Source organism: Amycolatopsis sp. NPDC059027, assembly GCF_042739735.1.
Taxonomy (GTDB): Bacteria; Actinomycetota; Actinomycetes; order Mycobacteriales; family Pseudonocardiaceae; genus Amycolatopsis.
This window is the reverse complement of sequence record NZ_JBHYIK010000120.1, coordinates 1-18,279: the sequence shown is the minus strand read 5'-3', so window position 1 is coordinate 18,279 and position 18,279 is coordinate 1. Positions and strand designations below refer to the sequence as shown.

Sequence of the window (18,279 nt, the reverse complement as noted above, 5' to 3'; positions counted from 1 at the left end):
GCCCCCCGAGCTGTGGGCTGGGGGGCGCACAAACCCAAATCACTGGTGGAGGTCGGCCCCCCCCCCCCCCCCACCGCCACATTGGGGCGCATGAGCCCGCTGCAGGACCTACCGGCGGGCCTTAGGTTGGAGGCATGGTGAAGGGGCGGGAGGTCGCGGGCGGCGGGCGCGCGGTCGAGGTCGCGCCGGAGCGGCTCGAAGGCTGGTTCGCCCGGTTCGGGGCGCGCAACGACGGGGTGCGGTCGACCCTGCTCGGGCCGGACGAGGTCCGTGTCACCGGCGGCACCGGTGTGACCGCGACGGCGACCGTCCCTTTCGGACCGCTGACCGCCGAGGGGGAGTACCCCGGGCTGGCGGTCGGCCCGCTGGTCGAACACGCCCTCGTCCCGCGCCGGATCGCGCTGTTGCTCGTCCGGCTCGGCGGGCACAGCGTCGGCATCGCCGTCGGCGGCGTGGTCCGGGTGTCGCGGACCGACCGGCATCTCGTGCACGGCCGGTCCGCCGCGGGCGGCTGGTCGCAGCAGCGTTTCGCGCGGCGGCGGGCGGGCCAGGCGCGGTCCGCCCTGCGCGCTGCCGCCGACGACGCCGCGGAAGTCCTCGTCCCCCGACTGTCCGAAGTGGACGCCGTGGTCCTCGGCGGCGACCGTCGCGCCCTCGACGAACTGCGGGAGGACCGGAGGCTGGCCCCGCTCTTCGCCCGCGCCGAACCCCGCGTCCTCGACCTCCCCGAACCCCGGCGCAGCGTGCTGGAAGACGCCGCCGAACGCGCCGTCGCCGTCGAAATCACCCTCCGCGGCCCGGAGCCGGGGTGAGGCTGGACACGGTGGGGGAAAACCGGTCGACAGCGGTCCGTACACTGGGGGCGTGGAAATCCTGCTGGAGTAGCTGTCGCGCCGGACCGTGCCCACACGGTGACCGGTGCTCGACGCTGTCCTCCATCCACCCCCGTCCAGGGAGTTCTCTTGATCACGGCCACCGGCCTCGAGCTGCGCGCCGGCTCGCGCATCCTGCTCAACGAAACCAGCCTGCGCATCCAGCAGGGCGACCGCATCGGCCTCGTCGGCCGCAACGGCGCCGGCAAGACGACCTCGCTGAAGGTCCTCGCCGGTGAAGGCGAACCGCACGCGGGCGAGCTGCGCCGCAGCGGCGAACTCGGCTACCTGCCACAGGATCCGCGCGAAGGTGATCTTTCGGTCACCGCGAAGGATCGTGTGCTGTCCGCGCGCGGGCTCGACACCCTGCTGCGCGACATGGAAAAGGCGCAGACCGCGATGTCCGAACTGGTCGACGAGCGCCAGCGGGACAAGGCGATCACGCGCTACAGCAAGCTGGAAGAACGGTTCGCCTCCCTCGGTGGGTACGCCGCGGAGAGCGAGGCCGCGCGCATCTGCTCGAACCTCGGCCTCGCCGACCGGATCCTGCACCAGACGCTGAAGACGCTTTCCGGCGGTCAGCGCCGCCGGGTCGAGCTGGCCCGGATCCTGTTCGCCGCGGCGGAGGCGGGCGCGGGCGGGAAGTCCGAGACGATCCTGCTGCTCGACGAGCCGACCAACCACCTCGACGCGGACTCCATCAACTGGCTGCGCGGATTCCTCAAGCAGCACGACGGCGGCCTCGTGGTGATCAGCCATGATGTCGAACTGCTGGCCGACGTGGTCAACAAGGTGTGGTTCCTCGATGCCACCCGCAGCGAGATCGACCTCTACAACATGGGCTGGCAGCGGTATCTGGACGCGCGGGCCACCGACGAGAAGCGCCGCCGCCGCGAGCGCGCGAACGCCGAGAAGAAGGCGTCCGCCCTGCAGCAGCAGGCCGCGAAGCTGGGTGCGAAGGCGACGAAGGCGGTGGCGGCCAAGAACATGGCCCGCCGTGCGGAGCAGATGCTCTCCTCGCTGGAGGAGACCCGCCACGCCGACAAGGTCGCCAAGATCAAGTTCCCCGAGCCCGCGCCGTGCGGGCGAACTCCGCTCACTGCCGAGAACCTGTCGAAATCGTACGGCTCGCTGGAGATCTTCACCGGTGTCGACCTCGCGATCGACCGTGGTTCAAAGGTGGTCGTGCTCGGATTGAACGGTGCCGGAAAGACCACTTTGCTGCGTCTGCTCGGCGGAATGGAAACTCCGGATACTGGCACGGTCGTACCGGGTCACGGATTGCGTTTGGGCTATTACGCACAGGAGCACGAAACTCTCGACCACGAAGCGTCGGTGTGGGAAAACATCCGACATCTGGCGCCGGATACCGGTGCGCAGGAGTTGCGGAACCTGCTCGGTTCCTTCCTGTTCAGCGGCGAACAGCTCGAGCAGCCCGCCGGAACGCTTTCCGGCGGCGAGAAGACCCGGCTCGCGCTCGCCGGGCTGGTCTCCAGCGCTGCCAACGTGTTGCTGCTCGACGAGCCGACCAACAACCTGGATCCGGCCAGCCGCGCACAGGTTCTCGACGCACTGCGCAGCTTCGAAGGCGCCGTCGTACTCGTGACCCACGACCCCGGCGCGGTGGAGGCGCTCGAACCGGAGCGTGTCATCCTGCTTCCGGACGGTACCGAGGATCATTGGTCGGCGGATTACCTGGAGCTTGTGCAGCTGGCGTGACGGATGCGTCCATTCGGGTGCAAAGGCGGTGCCTTTGGGGCACTGGAATGGCCCAATGTGATCGCAGTTTCGGTTGTTTTACCCATGTCGTCTGGCATTCCGGCGCTCAGTGTTCGATCATTGCCCCGGCAGGGGCCGAATGTGGCCCAGAACACTCTCGGCGGGAAGGCGATCGACGTGGCTGATCTCAAGAAAGGCGCGCGGATCACCGGCAACACGCGCGACAAGCTGGCCGCTGACCTGAAGAAGAAATACGAGAAGGGCTCGAGCATCAGGGCCCTCGCGGAGTCCACCGGGCGGTCCTACGGTTTCGTCCACCGGGTGCTCTCCGAGTCGGGCGTCCAGCTGCGTGGCCGTGGCGGGGCGACCAGGGTCAAGAAGAAGTAGCGGGCTGCTCCGCGGGGGGCGCAGTCCGTTCGGCTGACCGGAAGGTCAGCTGGGCACCGAGCAACACGAGCGGGTACACGAGGTAGCCGTAGCGAGTGGCCGGGGTCAGCAGGATCAGGGTGCCGAGTCCGACGGCGATGCGCAGCAGCGCGTCCGAGCCGGTCGCGGGGGGCCGGCGCACCAACCAGGCCAGCATCGCGAGCGCGGCGATGCCCACGAGCGCGAACGCGAGTACCAGACCCGCCTGACCGGTCTCCGCGATGAGGTGACCGGGCAGGGGGCTCGCAGCGGGCGAACGCACCACGCCCATGCCGAGCGGGAAGCGGATCACGTGCTCGAGGAACGCTCGGGGGTCCACGAGGTACACCGGGAGGTGCACCAGCACCGTCGTGGCGAGCAGCGCGGCCACGAAACGGCCCAGTGCCGCCCAACCGAGGCGGTCCTGCTTCCGTGCTCTGACGAGCACGAAGATCGCGAGCACTGCGGCCGCCGGTGCGACGATGAGCTTCGCGCTGATCACCAGCGCCAGCACCAGCCCGGACAGCACGTTCCGGCCGGTCGCGGCGAGTGCGCACGCGAGCACCAGTAGTCCGACGATTGCCAGGTCCGGCCCGGCCACCGCCCAGGTGAGTGTCGTGAGTGGACACGCGAGCGCGAGCTGGGCACCGAGCACCGGGATCTTCGGCCAGCGCAGCAGCCGCAGCGTCAGGAGCACGCACGCGACCGCCGCCAGCGCGAACATCCAGCGCGCGTCGGTCAGCGCGTTCGTGAGCGGGCTGCCGCCGAACAACGCCCTCGGCAGGCCGAACACCGTCATCACCGGGCCGTAGGGCGTGTAGTCGTTGACCTCCGGGAGCCTGCCGAGCGCGGTGACGTCGACGTAGGGCGTGCCGTGCTCCAGCAGCAGCGACGCCGAGCGCTCGATCACCCACACCTCGGGCTGCGCGGCCCAGGAGAACGGCGTGATCAGCCAGTCCACCCCGGTGAGCCGGCGAATCACCAAGATCACCAGCGGGACGATCATCGCCAACACCGCGATCGCGCCGAGTCCGAACCGGCGTGAGCCGAGCACACCGCCGGGCGTGCGGCCGCGGCGAGCCGACACCAGCAGCCAGCCACTGTGCGCGGCGGCCAGCCCGTAGCCCGCGATCGCGCAGTTGCCCCAGACGCGGTAGCCGTAGAACTCCGACTTGACGGCGGTGAGCACGGCGAAGACGAGGCAGCCGAGGGCGAACACCAGGTCCCAGCCCAGCGCGCGGCCCGGCCGCGCGGCCGGTGGCCGGACGGGCACCGAGAGCAGTCGCACCCCTTGTGCCCCCTCGTGTCGCGATCGGATCCCCGTCAGGCTACCGAGCGGGCGAACGGGCGCCCGAGGCGGGAGAAGAAACTTCGGGAAACGGGAAGTAATCTGTGCGACGCCGTGTTGTGCAGGGCATATCCGGAGAAAAGTTCAAGTAACATAGAGGTTTTGGGCGGGACGGGGAAGAGGGCTTCATGGACAACACGTGGGCGTTGATGAGTTCGGCGATGCGCTCCGCCGACACGCCGAAGGCGCTGACCCGCGGCACAGTGCGCCGCGTCGCGCGCTTCGCGAGGCCGCACTGGGGAAAGCTGCTGATCTTCCTGGTCCTGACCGTGGTTTCGGCGGTGCTGGCGGTGACGACGCCGGTGCTGGCGGGCAAGGTCGTCGACGCGATCGTCGCCGGGCGCGATCTGCCGCTGGTGATCTGGCTCGCCGTGGTGATCGCCGTGCTGGCCGTCCTCGACGCCGGGTTCGGCCTCGTCGAACGGTGGCAGTCCGCGCAGATCGGCGAGGGGATCATCTTCGACCTGCGGCGCGCGGTGTTCGAACACGTACAGAAGATGCCGATCGCGTTCTTCACCCGCACCCGCACCGGCGCGCTGGTGAGCAGGCTCAACAACGACGTCATCGGCGCGCAGCGGACGTTCACCGCGACGCTGTCCGGGCTGGTCACCAACGTGATCCAGCTCGCGCTCTCGCTCGTGGTCATGATGAGCCTGTCCTGGCAGGTGACCCTGCTCGCGCTGGTGCTGCTGCCGATCTTCGTGCTGCCCGCGCGCAGGCTCGGGCGGCGCATGGCGGGGCTGCAGCGTGAGGCGGCACAGCTCAACGCCGGGATGACCACCCAGATGACCGAACGGTTCTCCGCGCCGGGCGCGACCCTGGTCAAGCTGTTCGGCAGGCCGCGCCAGGAACTCGACGAGTTCGGCGTGCGCGCGGGCCGCGTCCGCGACATCGGCGTCCGCACGGCGATGCTGACCCGGTGGTTCATGACCAGTCTGACGCTGGTTTCCGCACTCGCGCAGGCACTGGTCTACGGTCTCGGCGGCTATCTCGCGGTGACCGGGCAGCTCGCCGCGGGCACCGTGGTGGCGCTGGCGCTGCTGCTGACCCGGCTCTACGCCCCGCTCACCGCGCTGGCGAACGTGCGGGTCGACGTCATGACGGCGCTGGTGTCGTTCGAGCGGGTCTTCGAGGTCCTCGACCTGGAGCCGATGATCAAGGAGAAGCCGGGCGCGCGTGCGCTGCCCGCCGGCGCGGGTGTCTCGGTCGAGTTCGACGACGTCCACTTCGGATACCCGGCGGCGGACCGGTACTCGCTGGCGTCGCTGGAAGACGTTGCCACGCTTGACCATCGCGGTGGCGAAGAGGTGCTGCACGGGATCTCGTTCCGCGCCGAACCGGGACAGATGGTCGCGCTGGTCGGCTCGTCCGGCGCCGGGAAGTCGACCATCGCCTCGCTGCTGCCGCGGCTCTACGACGTCGATTCCGGCGCGGTCCGGCTGTCCGATGTGGACGTCCGGGAGCTGAGTTTCGCGGCGTTGCGGGAAACCGTCGGCGTCGTGACGCAGGACGGGCATCTGTTCCACGACACCATCCGCGCCAACCTCGCCTACGCCAGGCCCGGGGCGACCGACGACGAGATCTGGTCCGCGCTGGAACGCGCCCGGCTCGGCGAACTCGTCCGGTCGCTGCCCGACGGTCTGGACACCACAGTGGGGGAGCGGGGTTACCGGCTTTCCGGCGGGGAACGTCAGCGGCTCACCATCGCGCGCCTGCTGCTGGCCCAGCCACGCGTCGTCGTCCTCGACGAGGCGACGGCGCATCTGGACTCGGAGTCCGAAGCCGCCGTCGGCGAAGCGCTGACCGACGCGCTCGAAGGCCGGACGGCGCTGGTCATCGCGCACCGGCTGTCCACCGTCCGCGCCGCCGACCAGATCCTGGTGATCGAGGCGGGCCGCGTCGTCGAACGCGGTACCCACGAGGAACTCCTCGCCGCGAACGGCCGCTACGCCACTCTCCACGCCACCCAATTCGCCGACGACCCCGAAGAACTCCCCGCCGCCTAACAGCGATCTCGCGTGATCAGAGGCGTAACTCGCGTGATCAGACGGAGATCTCGCGTGATCGGGCGAGATCTCCGCTCAATCACGCGAGTTAGGTCTTCAATCACGCGAGTGCGCTGTTCGATCACGCGAGATCGCCGGTTCGGACGGGGGAGGGTCAGCGCAGGGCGGGGACGCGGGGGGTGTATTTCGCCAGGAGAGCGGTGTTGGCCTCGTCGCCGCCGACCACATTGGAGCTTCGCCACAGCGGGACGTCGATGCCTTCGGCGGTACCCTGGTCGAAAACCCTTGCCAGTACGAGGTTCCACAGGAACGCATTGACCACAGTGGACAGTGGAGCGGTGCGCGGCGCGTCCGCGGGATGACTCGCGTCGCCGGGGATCACCAGCGAGTCGAGTACCACCGAGGCCTCTTCGACCAGCGTCGAGGCAGCTCGCCGGGGAGCGGCCGCGACGCACTCGCGCGAGGTCACCGCGACCACGGCGGCGCCGCGGGCCCGCGCGGCGGCGGCCAGCTCGACCGGGTACGGGTTCACCCCCGAGGTCGAGAAGACGACCAGGACGTCGTCCGGACCCGGCGCGCGCTCGGCGAGCACCTCTTCGGCCAGTCCGCTGCGGCGTTCGGTCCTGGTGCTGTGCTGCGCACCGTGCAGCGGCAGCAGTTCGGGGTGATACAGCGGGTACACGCAGGCGAGCCCGCCCGCGCGGTAGAACGTCTCGGCGACCGCGGCCAGCGAGTGCCCGGCGCCCGCGGTGAACACCAGCGCGTCCGCCCGGATCACCCCCAGCACCAGCTCCGCGACCTTGCCCAGTTCCTCGGCGTTGGCCGCCTCCACGGCCGCCAGCTTGTCGGCCACACCGGTCCAGTTCCGCGTGGTGTTCACCACACCGCCCTTCAGTCTTCTACGGGACACCCGCAAGACAACGTTGACGTCGACGTACCGACCGCAGAATCTATCGCGCCACCGCCCGCCCGGGGTGGAATAGCGTGGACCAGTAACGAGGTTGACCCGTTCGGCGACCGGGACGTCCCGGAGACTGGGAGACGAGCGTGAGCGAAGCCGAGCCGAGGCAGTCCGTGTGGCGTGCACGCGGACGGACCAGGGCCGTCGTGCTGGTGCTGCACGGCGGGGCCGAGCACGGCTTCGGCGGCGTGCCCCCGTGGCGGCTGGCCTACCTGCGGATGGTCCCGCTGGCCAGGGCGCTGCACCGCGCCGGACGCGACCACGGCGTCGAGGTCCGCCTGCTGCGCAACAGCCGCTACGGCTGGAACGGCGCGGCCGAGCACCCGATCCCGGACGCGCGCTGGGCCCTCGCTCGCGTCCGTGAGGAACATCCCGGCGTCCCGGTGGTCCTCGTCGGGCATTCGATGGGCGGGCGGGTCGCGCTGCGCGTGGCCGACGACCCGGCGGTGCGCGGCGTGTGCGCGCTCGCGCCGTGGACGCCGCTCGGTGAGCCGGTGGACGCGCTCGCCGGCCGGGACGTCCTCATCGCGCACGGCACCCGCGACCGGATGACCGATCCGGGCGAGTCCCATGCCTACGCCGAGCGCGCCGGGACCGTCGCCGCCCGGCTTGTCCGGTTCGAGGTCACGAACGAGGGACACGCCATGGTCCGGCGCGCGCCGGTCTGGACCCGCCTGATGTGTGCTTTCACACTGGAAGTGATCACGGACGTGGAGAAGGACGAGACTTTGCGGCACGCGTGGTCCCGGCCCGCGCCCGACCGGCTGCGGGTTCCGGTGTGACCACGCATCTCGCAGGCGCGGCATGGGTCCGCCCGAATTACCATCGAGTCACCGGCGCAGGCCGGCCGGAGGGAGTGTCTTGACCACTTCGAGCGTTGACCGGATACCGACCCCGTTGGGCGAATCCGAGGAGTCCCGCTGGCCGGGGCTGTCGACCCCGCCCAGATCCGCGGTGCGGGCCCGCGTCGCCGAGACCCTGTTCCGCCGCGCGGTGCGCCCGCTGGCCGTCCGGGTCAGTTTCCCGGACGGCACCGTGCTGGGCGCCGGCGGCCCGGACGCGCCGGAGATGCGGATCCACCGCCCGGCGGCGTTCTTCCACCGCCTCGGCGTCGACGCGAAGATCGGTTTCGGCGAGGCCTACATGGCGGGCGACTGGACCGCCGACGACCTCGCCGACGTCCTGACGCCGTTCGCCGAGCGGATGGCCACCCTGGTGCCGCCGGTGCTGCAGAAGTTCCGCCGGATCGCCGAGCGCACCCAGCCGGAGACCGAGGAGAACACCCTCGAGGGCGCGCGGTCCAACATCCACCGGCACTACGACCTGTCCAACGACCTGTTCGGCACGTTCCTCGACGAGTCGATGATGTACTCCTCGGCGCTGTTCGGGCCCGGCGACACCCTCACCCAGGCGCAGCACCGCAAGATCGACAGCGTGCTGGACTACGCCGGGGTCCGCGAGGGCAGCGCGGTGCTGGAGATCGGCACCGGCTGGGGCGAGCTGGCGATCCGCGCGGCCGCGCGCGGCGCGCACGTCACGTCGCTCACGATCTCCGAGGAGCAGCGCGCGCTGGCCACCGCCCGGATCGCGGAGGCGGGCTTCGCCGACCGCGTCGACGTCAAGCTGACCGACTACCGCGAGTCCACCGGCGAGTACGACGCCGTCGTCAGCGTCGAGATGATCGAGGCCGTCGGCGCCTCGTACTGGCCGACGTTCTTCGCCACGATCGGGCAGCGGCTGCGGCCGGGCGGGCGGTTCGGGCTGCAGGCCATCACCATGGACCACGACCGGATGGTCGCGGCGTCCAAGGCCTACACCTGGGTCCACAAGTACATCTTTCCCGGCGGCATCATCCCGTCGGTCGAGGCGATCGAGCGCGGGATGCGGGAGAACACCCGGCTGAAGCTGCAGGGGATGCGCGAGTTCGGCCAGGACTACGCGCGCACGCTGCGGCTGTGGCGTGAGCGGTTCCTCGGCCGCTGGAGCGAGGTGGCGAGCTTCGGCTTCGACGACGTCTTCCGGCGGATGTGGGAGTTCTACCTGGCCTACTCCGAGGCGGGATTCCGGTCCGGGTACATCAAGGTGCACCAGTTCGGGTACGCCGAGGGCAGCCGGTAATCGGTTGCGCGGCGGGCGAGGAGACAACCCGATACCGTGTCGCACGTCTTGTCATGAGGAGCGGTTGACGGGACTTTGACGGATTCGCCGGTATCGGGGACGGGTGATGTGAGATGACGTACGGAGGCGACGGCGGCGGGCGGTGGGTGCCGCCGAGGCCAGCGCAGCCTTCTGGACGCCCTCGGCAGCACCAGCCTGCCCAGATGATGCCCCTGCCCGGCCGCGGCCGCAGCCCGTACGACGAGCGGACCCGGCCGATGGGGTCGCGGGGTGAGCAACCACCCCCGCCACCCCCGCGCCAGGCGCCGCCGCGGGGGCCCGAGGGCGCGCCTGCGCCACGTCCCCGGCGCCGTCGCAGGTGGCGTCCCGGTCGCATCCTGCTGACGCTGCTCCTGGTCTTCGTGGTGTTCCTGGCGGGTGTCTGGGTCTACCTGGAGTTCTCGATCAAGCGCGTCGACGCGATCGCGAACTACGACGGCCGCCCGGCCGCGGCGTCCGGCACCAACTGGCTGATCGTCGGCTCGGACAGCCGCGAAGGACTGTCCAAGGAGGACGAAGCGCGGCTGGCCACCGGTGACACCTCCGACGCGGGCGGGACCCGCACCGACACGATCATGGTCGCGCACATCCCGGACAACAGCACCAAGCCGACGCTGCTGAGCCTGCCGCGCGACTCGCAGGTCAAGGTGCCCGGCCACGGCACGACCAAGATCAACGCGGCGTTCTCGCTCGGCGGACCCGCGCTGCTGACGAAGACGGTCGAGGGCGCGACAGGGCTGAGGATCGACCACTACGCCGAGATCGGCTTCGGCGGGTTCGCGAACATCGTCGACGGGATCGGCGGCGTGGACATGTGTGTCGACAAGGACATGAACGACCCCATGACCCACATCGACATCAAGGCCGGCTGCCAGACGCTGGACGGGCGTTCGGCGCTCGGGTTCGTCCGGACGCGCTACGCCGAGGCGACCCCGCGGTCGGACCTGGACCGGGTGGCGAACCAGCGGAAGTTCATCGGCGCCATGGTCAGCCAGATGGCGAGCGCCGGCACGCTGCTGAACCCGTTCCACTTCTTCCCGCTGCTGTCCTCGGCGCCGGACGCGCTGACCATGGACTCCGGCGATCACGTGCACAACCTCGTCGGCCTCGCGCTGGCGATGCGCGGGATCTCCTCGGACGGCGTGGTCACCACGACCGTGCCGGTCACGAGCGCCTCGGCGGAGCACTGGGACAAGAACAAGTCCCAGAAGCTGTTCGATGCGCTGCGTGGTGACACCGAGATCCCGGCCGACGTGATCATGAAGTAGCCCGCCGGAAAATCGGCGGCGGCGGCCGGGGTTTCCGGCGACCATGGAGGACATGGAGATCCCGGCCGAAACCCTGACCGACGAAGACCTCGTGCTGACTCGCTGGCGGCCGTCCCGGCTCGGCGAGCTGGCCGCGACCGCGGGGGAGTCGGCCGGGTACATCGGCGTGTGGCTGCCGTGGGCGATGAACGGCTACGGCGAACGCGAAGCGGCCGAATTCCTGAAGACCACCGCCGAGCGGTGGGAGCGTGGTGAGGCGTACGAGTACGCGGTCACGCTGGCGGGGACGCTCGTCGGCGGCTGCGGGCTGATGGCGCGGGAACGCGGGATGGAGATCGGCTACTGGCTCGGCGAGCCGTACACCGGCAGGGGCGTCATGACCCGCGCCGCCGCGCTGCTGACCGCCGAAGCGTTCCGGACCGGCACGCCGTACGTCGAGATCAAGCACGACGAGCGGAACACGCGCAGCGCGGGCGTCCCGGCCCGGCTGGGCTACCGCCGGGTGCGCACCGAGGTCGCGGCGCCCCCGCTGCCGCCCGCCTGCAGCGGCACGAACGTGGTGTGGCGCAAGGATTCCTGACCCCGTCAGGCGACGGCGGTGCGCTGCCGCAGCACCGCCAGCGAGCGGTCGCCGTGCACGCTGAAGTCGTGCTCGTTCCGGATCACCTCGACGATCCGGTGGTCATCGTCGATCACGAACGTGTGCCGCTTGGCTCGCGACGGCAGCAGCGCCCGCCAGACACCGAACAGCCGCGCCACCTTACCGTCCACATCGGACAGCAAGGGGTAGTCGAAGGCGTTGGCCGCGGAGAAGGCCCGCAGCTTCGTCACCGAGTCGGGGCTGATCCCGACGCGGTGCGCGCCGATCGCCCCGAAGCCGGCGGCGAGGTCGCGGAAGTGGCAGGTCTCGGCGGTGCAGCCGCCGGTCATGGCGGCGGGGTAGAAGAACAGCGCGACCGGCCCGCTCGCGAGGAAGTCCGAGAGCGTCCGCGGCGTGCCGCGGTCGTCGGGCAGTACGAAGTCGGGGGCGACGTCTCCGGGGTTCATGGCGGTCCTTTCGCGCTGAGCATGATCCTCGTCCGGCATTCGAAGCGGCCGGGCACCCGGATTGGCGCGGCGGAACCCCGTTTTCAGCCCGCGTGCCGCGCGATCAGCTCGTCGACCTCGTCCCCGGTCGCCGAATCGGTGACGAACGGGCCGCGTGCGGCGAGCACGCCGATGTCCCGCAGCCGCGCGGCGTGCCCGTCGGTGCGCACTCCTTCCGCGCCGATCCGCAGCTTGAGCTCCTTCGCCCTGGTGACCAGCCGCTGCAGATGCCGGACGTCGGTCTCGGCAGGATCGTCGGCGAGCACGTCGATCACCGGACCGCTGAGGATGACGTGGTTGACCGGCAGCCGGTGGTGCGGGATGAGCTCCAGATCGGCCGAGCCGGACACGGTGAGCACGATCTGCGCGCCGAGGTCGGCCAGCACCGCGAAGGAGTCGAGCACCTCACCGTGCGGGTCGAGCACCGACTCCGGGTCGGCGCACAGCCGCAGCGCCCTGGCGGGCAGGCCGTGCCGGTCGAGCTGTTCCTTCACCAGCAACACCAGATCGGGCTCGATGGCGAGCCGGTTCGGGAGCCGGACGCAGACGTCCGGCGCGGCGTCACCGAAGCGCTCGCGCCAGCGTGCCGTCGCGGCGAGGGACTCGGCCAGCAGCCATTTGCCGAGCGGGATGGTCATCCCGGTGGTCTGGGCGAGCGGGTAGAACTCGTCGGAGTCCAGCTCGCCCTTCTCCGGATGGTTCCAGCGCAGCCCGGCGTTGACGGCGGCGATCTCGTCGGGCCTGGCGAGCTTGACGGTCGGCTGGTAGATCAGCGAGAACTCGCCGTTCTCCAGCGCACCGGCGAGCACCGCGCCCAGCTGGTAGCGGCCGCGGTCGCGCGCGTCGAGCTCGGGGTCGAACAGCATCCACTGCGCCTTGCCCGCCTCTTTCGCGCGGTGCAGCGCGATCTCCGCGGCCCTGGCCAGATCGGAGGGCTCACAGCCCGCGGTGGGCCGGACGACGATCCCGGCACTCGCGCTGGCGCCGATGCCGTGCCCGTCGAGGTAGATCGGCTCGCGAAGATCGTCCATCGCCTGCTCGACGAGCTGGACGACCGCGTTCGGCGTCAGCTCGCCGTGGAGGAGGACCGCGAACCCGTCACCGGCGAGCCGGGAGACGTGTCCGTCGTAGTGGCCGGTGAAGGTCGCCGAGAGCTTGTTCGCGATGCCGCGCAGCACCTTGTCGCCGACGCCGGCGCCGAGCCCGTCGTTGATCACCTTGAAGCCGTCGATGTCGAGGTAGACCAGTGCGACCTGCTCGCCGGTGCCGGTCCCGACGACGGACTCCAGCTTGGTGGTGAAGGCGGCTACGTTCGGGAGGCCGGTCAGCGCGTCGTGGACGTTCTGGTGCAGCAGACGTTCCTGCAGCAGCTGGTTCTCGTGGGCGTCCAGCGCCATCAGCACCGGATAGACCGTTCCGGCCCGGTCTCCCGGCAGCCGGACGAGCGTGACGTCGGTCCAGAGTGGACCGTCCTTCGCGTGGTCGAGCCGCAGCCGCTCGGTGTACTGCTCGGTGGTGGCGCCCAGCTGCGCCAGGCCCGCCCGCAGCCGGGTGGTGTCGTGCTCGTCCGCGCCGAGATCGCCGAGGTGCCTGCCGCGCAGCAGATCCGGGTTCGTGCCGAGCAGCCTGCCGAGCGCGGCGTTGGCCTCGACGACGACGCCGTCGGGACCGGCGAGCGCGATCCCGACCGGCGCGGCCGCGTAGAGCGCGGTGAACCGCCGCAGCGCGCCCTCGTGGGCGGTGTCGAGATGCGGCGCGGCGTCGAAGGCGAAGCGGTGCAGCAGCTGTTCGAGCTCGTCCGGGGGAAGCGTTACTCCTTTGGTGTCGGCCAGCGTCGCGGCCCATCGGCGCGCGACGCTCACCAAGCCTGGTGAGCCACCAGGATCAGGCACGCTCCACCTCTTCTTACACGAACTAAGGCCAGCTCAGGCGAGGTGTGGGGAATAACGAACCCACACCGGGTACGAGTTGGCCGCGATTGATGCCACGGCATCACGCGCGAAACGGGGTGTCTACCGGCTGAACGAGTGAACGGTACTACACAACTGGTGACCAGCCGTCACCATGTGTGTCTGACGGTGTCGCCCCTACCTCGGGTCCAGCTGAACGGGCAGTCCGTCGGCCGGTACCGGCAGGGCGGTGTAGTCCCAGCGCGCGGTGTAGCCGCCGGGCACCGACCAGCGGTAGGCCCGCAGCATCTCGTGCAGCAGCGCCTTGACTTCCAGGCTCCCGAAGTGCAGCCCGATGCACTTGTGCGCCCCGCCGCCGAACGGCATCCAGGCGAACCGGTGCGAGCGGTCCTCGCGGCGTGGCTCGGCGAAGCGCTCCGGATCGAACCGCATCGGGTCGGTCCAGCAGCCGGGGGAGAAGTGGTTGACGGTCGGGGAAACCCCGATCAGCGAGCCCGCCGGGAGGTAGTGGCCGAGCACCTCGGTGTCCTTGACCGTCTTGCGTGCCATCGACGGCACCGGCGCCACCAGCCGCAGCGCCTCCTTCATCACCAGGTCCAGGGTTTCCAGTCCCTCCAGCGCTTCGATGCCGGGCACCGCGTCGCCGAGCGCCAGGGACTCCGCGCGGGCGCGTTCCTGCCATTCGGGGAACTTGGCCAGGAAGTACACCATCGCGCTGCTGGTGATCGTCGACGTGTCGTGCGCGGCCATCATCAGGAAGATCATGTGGTTGACGATGTCGGTGTCGGTGAACCGGTCGCCGTCCTCGGTGGTGGCGTGGCACAGCGCGGAGAAGAGGTCGTCGCCGTCGCCTTTCCGCTTGGCGGGGAGGTTTTCGGCGAAGTACCGCTCCAGCACCTTGCGGCCGTGCAGCCCCGCCGCCCAGCGGCCGCCCGGCACGGGGTAGCGCACGATCGCGCTCCCCGCGCGTACGGCGGCGATGAACGCCCGGTTGATCCGCGCGGCGTCGTCCGGGCCGCGCATGTCCATGAACACCCGCGTCGCGACGTCGAGCGTCAATTGCTTGAGCGCCCAGTACAGCCGGGGACGGGAGCGGCCGGACCAGGACGCGACGCCTTCACGCAGCGTCGGGCCCATCTGGTCGACGTAGCCGCTCAGCCGGGGACGGGTGAAGGCCTGCTGCATGATCCGGCGGTGCAGGTGGTGCTCGCCGAAGTCCAGCAGCATCAGGCCGCGCTCGAAGAAGTTCTCGATGAAGAACCGCCAGCCCTCCTGCGAGAACGCCTTGTCCTTGTTCACCAGGGCGATCTGGGTGGCCTCGGGCCCGGACAGCGCGACGATGCGGCGGCCGAAGCCGCCCATGAACGACACCGGCCCGTACATCTCGTAGCGGCGCAGGCCGAACTCGATGCCGAACCGCATCATCTCCGGGACGTGCCCGACCAGCGGCGGGCCGTCGTCGCCGAGCACCGGTTTCAGCCCGCTGCCCGCCGGTGGCGGCGCCAGCTCGCGGACCGGCCAGCGCGCGTCGAGCCAGCGGTCGTCCACGGTGCGGGGCAAGGGAATCGAGGACAGCGGCGGTACGCGCTCGCGCAACGCTTCGGTGACCTTCCCGACCGTGCTCACCATCGTCACCATCTCCTCGCTGAGACCTTGCCCACCACCGTCCTGCATTGTTGGCCGATTGACAACACCTGCGGTCAACTTCGCCTGAAAGTGCGCCCCAATGTGGCATTGGGTGCGTTGGACGCAGCGAACGCCACATTGGGGCGCTTGGGCCCCGGGATCAGGCGAGTTCGGCGCGGACCTGGCGGGCCGCCGCGACCAGGTTCCGCAGCGCGGGCTCGACTTCGGCGTACCCGCGGGTCTTCAGGCCGCAGTCGGGATTGACCCAGACGCGTTCGGGCGCCACCGCGCCCACGGCCGTCCGCAGCAGCCCGCTCACCTCGTCGACGTCGGGGACGCGCGGCGAGTGGATGTCGTACACGCCCGGCCCGACCCCCCGGCCGAACCCGGCCGCGCCGAGATCGGTGAGCACCTCCATCTTCGACCTGGCCGCCTCGATGCTGGTGACGTCGGCGTCGAGCGCGTCGATCGCGGGCAGCACCTCGCCGAACTCCGAGTAGCACATGTGCGTGTGGATCTGGGTCGTGTCGGCGATCCCGGCCGTCGCGAGCCGGAAAGCCCTTACCGCCCAAGCGAAATACGCCTCGTGCCCGGCCGCGCGCAGCGGCAGCAGCTCGCGCAGCGCGGGCTCGTCGACCTGGACGATCCGGATCCCGGCGGATTCGAGGTCGTGGACCTCGTCGCGGATCGCCAGCGCCACCTGCGCCGCGGTGTCGGATAGGGGCTGGTCGTCGCGGACGAACGACCAGGCCAGGATCGTGACCGGCCCGGTGAGCATGCCCTTGACCGGACGTTCGGTGAGCCGCTGCGCGTACGTCGCCCAGCCGACCGTCATCGGCGACGGCCGTGAGACGTCGCCGTACAGGATCGGCGGCCGGACGCAGCGGGAGCCGTACGACTGGACCCAGCCGTGCTCGGTGGCGGCGAACCCGGCCAGCTGCTCGGCGAAGTACTGCACCATGTCGTTGCGCTCGGGCTCGCCGTGCACGAGGACGTCGAGCCCGAGTTCCTCCTGCAACCGCACGACGCGTTCGACCTCCGCGCGCATCGCCGCGGTGTAGCCCGCGTCGTCGAGCGTGCCCGCCCGATGCGCCGCGCGCGCCTTGCGGACGTCCGTGGTCTGCGGGAACGAGCCGATCGTCGTGCTCGGCAGCGCGGGCAGGCCCAGCGCGGCTTGCTGTGCCTCCGCCCGCCGCGGGTAAGGCGCGCGGAGAAGGTGCTCGGGACGTAGCGACGCCAGCCGCGCCCGGACGCGGGAATCGACCAGTTCCGTCGCGGTGGCACGGTCTTTCACCGCCGCGCGGGCCGCGGTGAGGTCCGCGGTGTTTTCCCGCAGTGCCCTGCCGAGCAGGACGACCTCGTCGACCTTCTGCCGCGCGAACGCCAGCCAGCCCCGGAGCCGGGCGTCGAGCGTGGTTTCCCGCTCGACGTCGTAGGGCACGTGCAACAGCGAGCACGACGTCGAGACGCTCACGCGTGCCGCGGTGCCGAGCAGGGTCGCCGCGCGGCCGAGCGCGCGGTCGGGGTCAGTGCGCCACACGTTCCGGCCGTCGACCACCCCGGCCAGGACCTCCTTGTCCCGCAGGGCTCCTTGCGCGGCCACCTCGTCCACAGTGGACGGATCGGTGACCAGGTCGACGGCGATCGCGTCGATCGGGGAGCGGGCCAGCACGCCCAAGCCCCGGCCGAGACCACCGAAGTACCCGGCGACCAGCAGCTTCGGCCGCGCCGTCGCCTTCGCCAGGACGTGGTAGGCGCGGGTGAGGGCGTTCAGCTCCTTCTCACCGCGATCCCCGGCGAACGCGGGTTCGTCGAGCTGGACCCACTCCGCCCCGGCGTCGTGCAGCCGCTCCAGCAGTTCGGCGTAGCGCAGGAGCAGCTCGTCCAGCAGCTCCAGCGGCCGGAAGCCCTCGGGTGCGTCGTCGGCGGGCTTCGAGAGCAACAGGAACGTCACCGGTCCGATGAGCACCGGCCGCGTCTCGAACCCGGCGGCCTTCGCCTCGCGGTACTCGTCGAGCGGTTTCGTGCCGGTGAGGGCGAACGTCGTGTCCGGTCCCAGTTCCGGGACGAGGTAGTGGTAGTTGGTGTCGAACCACTTCGTCATCTCCAGCGCGGGCGCGTCCTGAACGCCTCGCGCGGCGGCGAAGTAGGTGTCGAGCGGGGAAAGGGCCAGGCCGGTGAACCGGGCGGGCAGCGCGCCGAACAGCTCGGCGGTGTCGAGCATCTGGTCGTAGTGGGAGAACGTGTTGGACGGGATCGAGTCCAGTCCGGCGGCGGCCAGCTCCCGCCACGTCTCCGCGCGCAGCTCCCGGCCGGTCTCCCGGAGGGTGGTTTCGTCGACCTTCCCGGCCCAGTAGCGCTCGACGGCGCGTTTGAGTTCCCGGTCCGCGCCGATGCGCGGGTAGCCCAGCACGGTCGTCCCGACGGGGTTCTTCCGGTTTTCGGTGACGCGGTCTTCAGGCACAGCTCTCTCCTCGCGAGCTCGTCGAAGGAGCCCGTGCGCGCGCAGGAGTGACCGTGTTTCGGTCGTGCCCATCCCGCGAGGCCCGGACTCACGCGCGCCGTCGGCGCACGTACCACGGGCAGGTCTTCGGACTCGTGGGCGTGCTGCTCGCGCCTACCGGCCGTCGCTTCCCGGACTGTGCTGATGCGTTCTCGGCGTTGAAGCGTGCCTCGAACTGGTGTCCAGTGCTTTACCGTGTCTCGCACGGTGACGGCTTTCGTTCCCACATACCGCTGCGGGGCAGTCCCGGATTCCCACCGGGTTCCCTGTCGCCTCTCCCGGACACGGCGCACCGCGCCCGGCAGAACCCATGGCACCCCGAGCTTAGCCGTCCCGTCCGGCCCCGGCCAAGCATTCCGAACGGCGAACTCGCGTGATTGGACGGCGACCTCACGTGATTGGGCGGAGATCTCACGAG

Annotated in this window: 14 protein-coding genes and 1 riboswitch; of the genes, 8 read left to right on the top strand and 6 right to left on the bottom strand. The window is 70.5% G+C overall.

Features of this window, described 5'->3' with window-relative positions; all coding sequences use genetic code 11:
* The first annotated feature begins 134 nt into the window (after window positions 1-134).
* From ACFWY9_RS43030 to ACFWY9_RS43020, 3 genes are all read left to right on the top strand, one after another.
* Complete coding sequence (locus ACFWY9_RS43030; RefSeq protein ID WP_378331493.1) at window positions 135-812, top strand: acVLRF1 family peptidyl-tRNA hydrolase; 678 nt, start codon at window positions 135-137, stop codon at window positions 810-812.
* 150 nt (window positions 813-962) lie between these two features.
* Window positions 963-2,591, top strand: coding sequence for an ABC-F family ATP-binding cassette domain-containing protein (locus tag ACFWY9_RS43025; protein ID WP_378331492.1), 1,629 nt, complete (start codon window positions 963-965; stop codon window positions 2,589-2,591).
* Window positions 2,592-2,768: 177 nt separating this feature from the next.
* Window positions 2,769-2,978 (top strand): helix-turn-helix domain-containing protein, encoded by a 210-nt coding sequence (locus ACFWY9_RS43020; protein ID WP_003071237.1) that lies wholly within the window; start codon window positions 2,769-2,771, stop codon window positions 2,976-2,978.
* On the opposite strand, the gene ACFWY9_RS43015 is transcribed toward ACFWY9_RS43020, so the two are convergent.
* Window positions 2,965-4,284, bottom strand: coding sequence for a glycosyltransferase 87 family protein (locus ACFWY9_RS43015; protein ID WP_378331491.1), 1,320 nt, complete (start codon window positions 4,282-4,284; stop codon window positions 2,965-2,967). The two genes, ACFWY9_RS43020 and ACFWY9_RS43015, sit on opposite strands and share 14 nt — an antisense overlap.
* A 188-nt stretch (window positions 4,285-4,472) precedes the next feature.
* Between ACFWY9_RS43015 and ACFWY9_RS43010 the strand changes: the two genes are divergently transcribed.
* Window positions 4,473-6,350, top strand: coding sequence for an ABC transporter ATP-binding protein (locus ACFWY9_RS43010; protein WP_378331490.1), 1,878 nt, complete (start codon window positions 4,473-4,475; stop codon window positions 6,348-6,350).
* 154 nt (window positions 6,351-6,504) lie between these two features.
* Here the strand turns inward: ACFWY9_RS43010 and ACFWY9_RS43005 are convergent, their stop codons facing one another.
* Window positions 6,505-7,230, bottom strand: coding sequence for a sugar isomerase domain-containing protein (locus ACFWY9_RS43005; RefSeq protein ID WP_378341609.1), 726 nt, complete (start codon window positions 7,228-7,230; stop codon window positions 6,505-6,507).
* Between the two features lie 167 nt (window positions 7,231-7,397).
* Between ACFWY9_RS43005 and ACFWY9_RS43000 the strand changes: the two genes are divergently transcribed.
* The 4 genes from ACFWY9_RS43000 (at window position 7,398) to ACFWY9_RS42985 (ending at window position 11,316) form a co-directional block, all read left to right on the top strand.
* Window positions 7,398-8,093, top strand: a complete 696-nt coding sequence (locus ACFWY9_RS43000) for an alpha/beta hydrolase (RefSeq protein WP_378331488.1) — start codon at window positions 7,398-7,400, stop codon at window positions 8,091-8,093.
* A 79-nt stretch (window positions 8,094-8,172) separates the two neighbouring features.
* A complete protein-coding gene (locus tag ACFWY9_RS42995) occupies window positions 8,173-9,429 on the top strand; it encodes a class I SAM-dependent methyltransferase (RefSeq protein ID WP_378331487.1) in 1,257 nt (418 codons plus the stop codon).
* A 113-nt stretch (window positions 9,430-9,542) separates the two neighbouring features.
* Window positions 9,543-10,736, top strand: a complete 1,194-nt coding sequence (locus ACFWY9_RS42990) for an LCP family protein (RefSeq protein WP_378331486.1) — start codon at window positions 9,543-9,545, stop codon at window positions 10,734-10,736.
* 52 nt (window positions 10,737-10,788) lie between these two features.
* Complete coding sequence (locus tag ACFWY9_RS42985; protein ID WP_378331485.1) at window positions 10,789-11,316, top strand: GNAT family N-acetyltransferase; 528 nt, start codon at window positions 10,789-10,791, stop codon at window positions 11,314-11,316.
* Between the two features lie 5 nt (window positions 11,317-11,321).
* Here the strand turns inward: ACFWY9_RS42985 and ACFWY9_RS42980 are convergent, their stop codons facing one another.
* The 4 genes from ACFWY9_RS42980 to metE form a co-directional block, all read right to left on the bottom strand.
* Window positions 11,322-11,783, bottom strand: coding sequence for a peroxiredoxin (locus ACFWY9_RS42980; RefSeq protein ID WP_378341608.1), 462 nt, complete (start codon window positions 11,781-11,783; stop codon window positions 11,322-11,324).
* Window positions 11,784-11,866: 83 nt separating this feature from the next.
* Window positions 11,867-13,714, bottom strand: a complete 1,848-nt coding sequence (locus ACFWY9_RS42975) for a diguanylate cyclase domain-containing protein (protein ID WP_378341607.1) — start codon at window positions 13,712-13,714, stop codon at window positions 11,867-11,869.
* 195 nt (window positions 13,715-13,909) lie between these two features.
* A complete protein-coding gene (locus ACFWY9_RS42970) occupies window positions 13,910-15,370 on the bottom strand; it encodes a cytochrome P450 (protein WP_378331482.1) in 1,461 nt (486 codons plus the stop codon).
* A gap of 148 nt (window positions 15,371-15,518) precedes the next feature.
* Entirely contained in the window at window positions 15,519-17,822 is a 2,304-nt protein-coding gene (gene metE, locus ACFWY9_RS42965) for a 5-methyltetrahydropteroyltriglutamate--homocysteine S-methyltransferase (protein ID WP_378341606.1), read from the bottom strand.
* A 99-nt stretch (window positions 17,823-17,921) separates the two neighbouring features.
* A riboswitch (cobalamin riboswitch) is annotated at window positions 17,922-18,188 on the bottom strand.
* Window positions 18,189-18,279 lie beyond the last annotated feature (91 nt).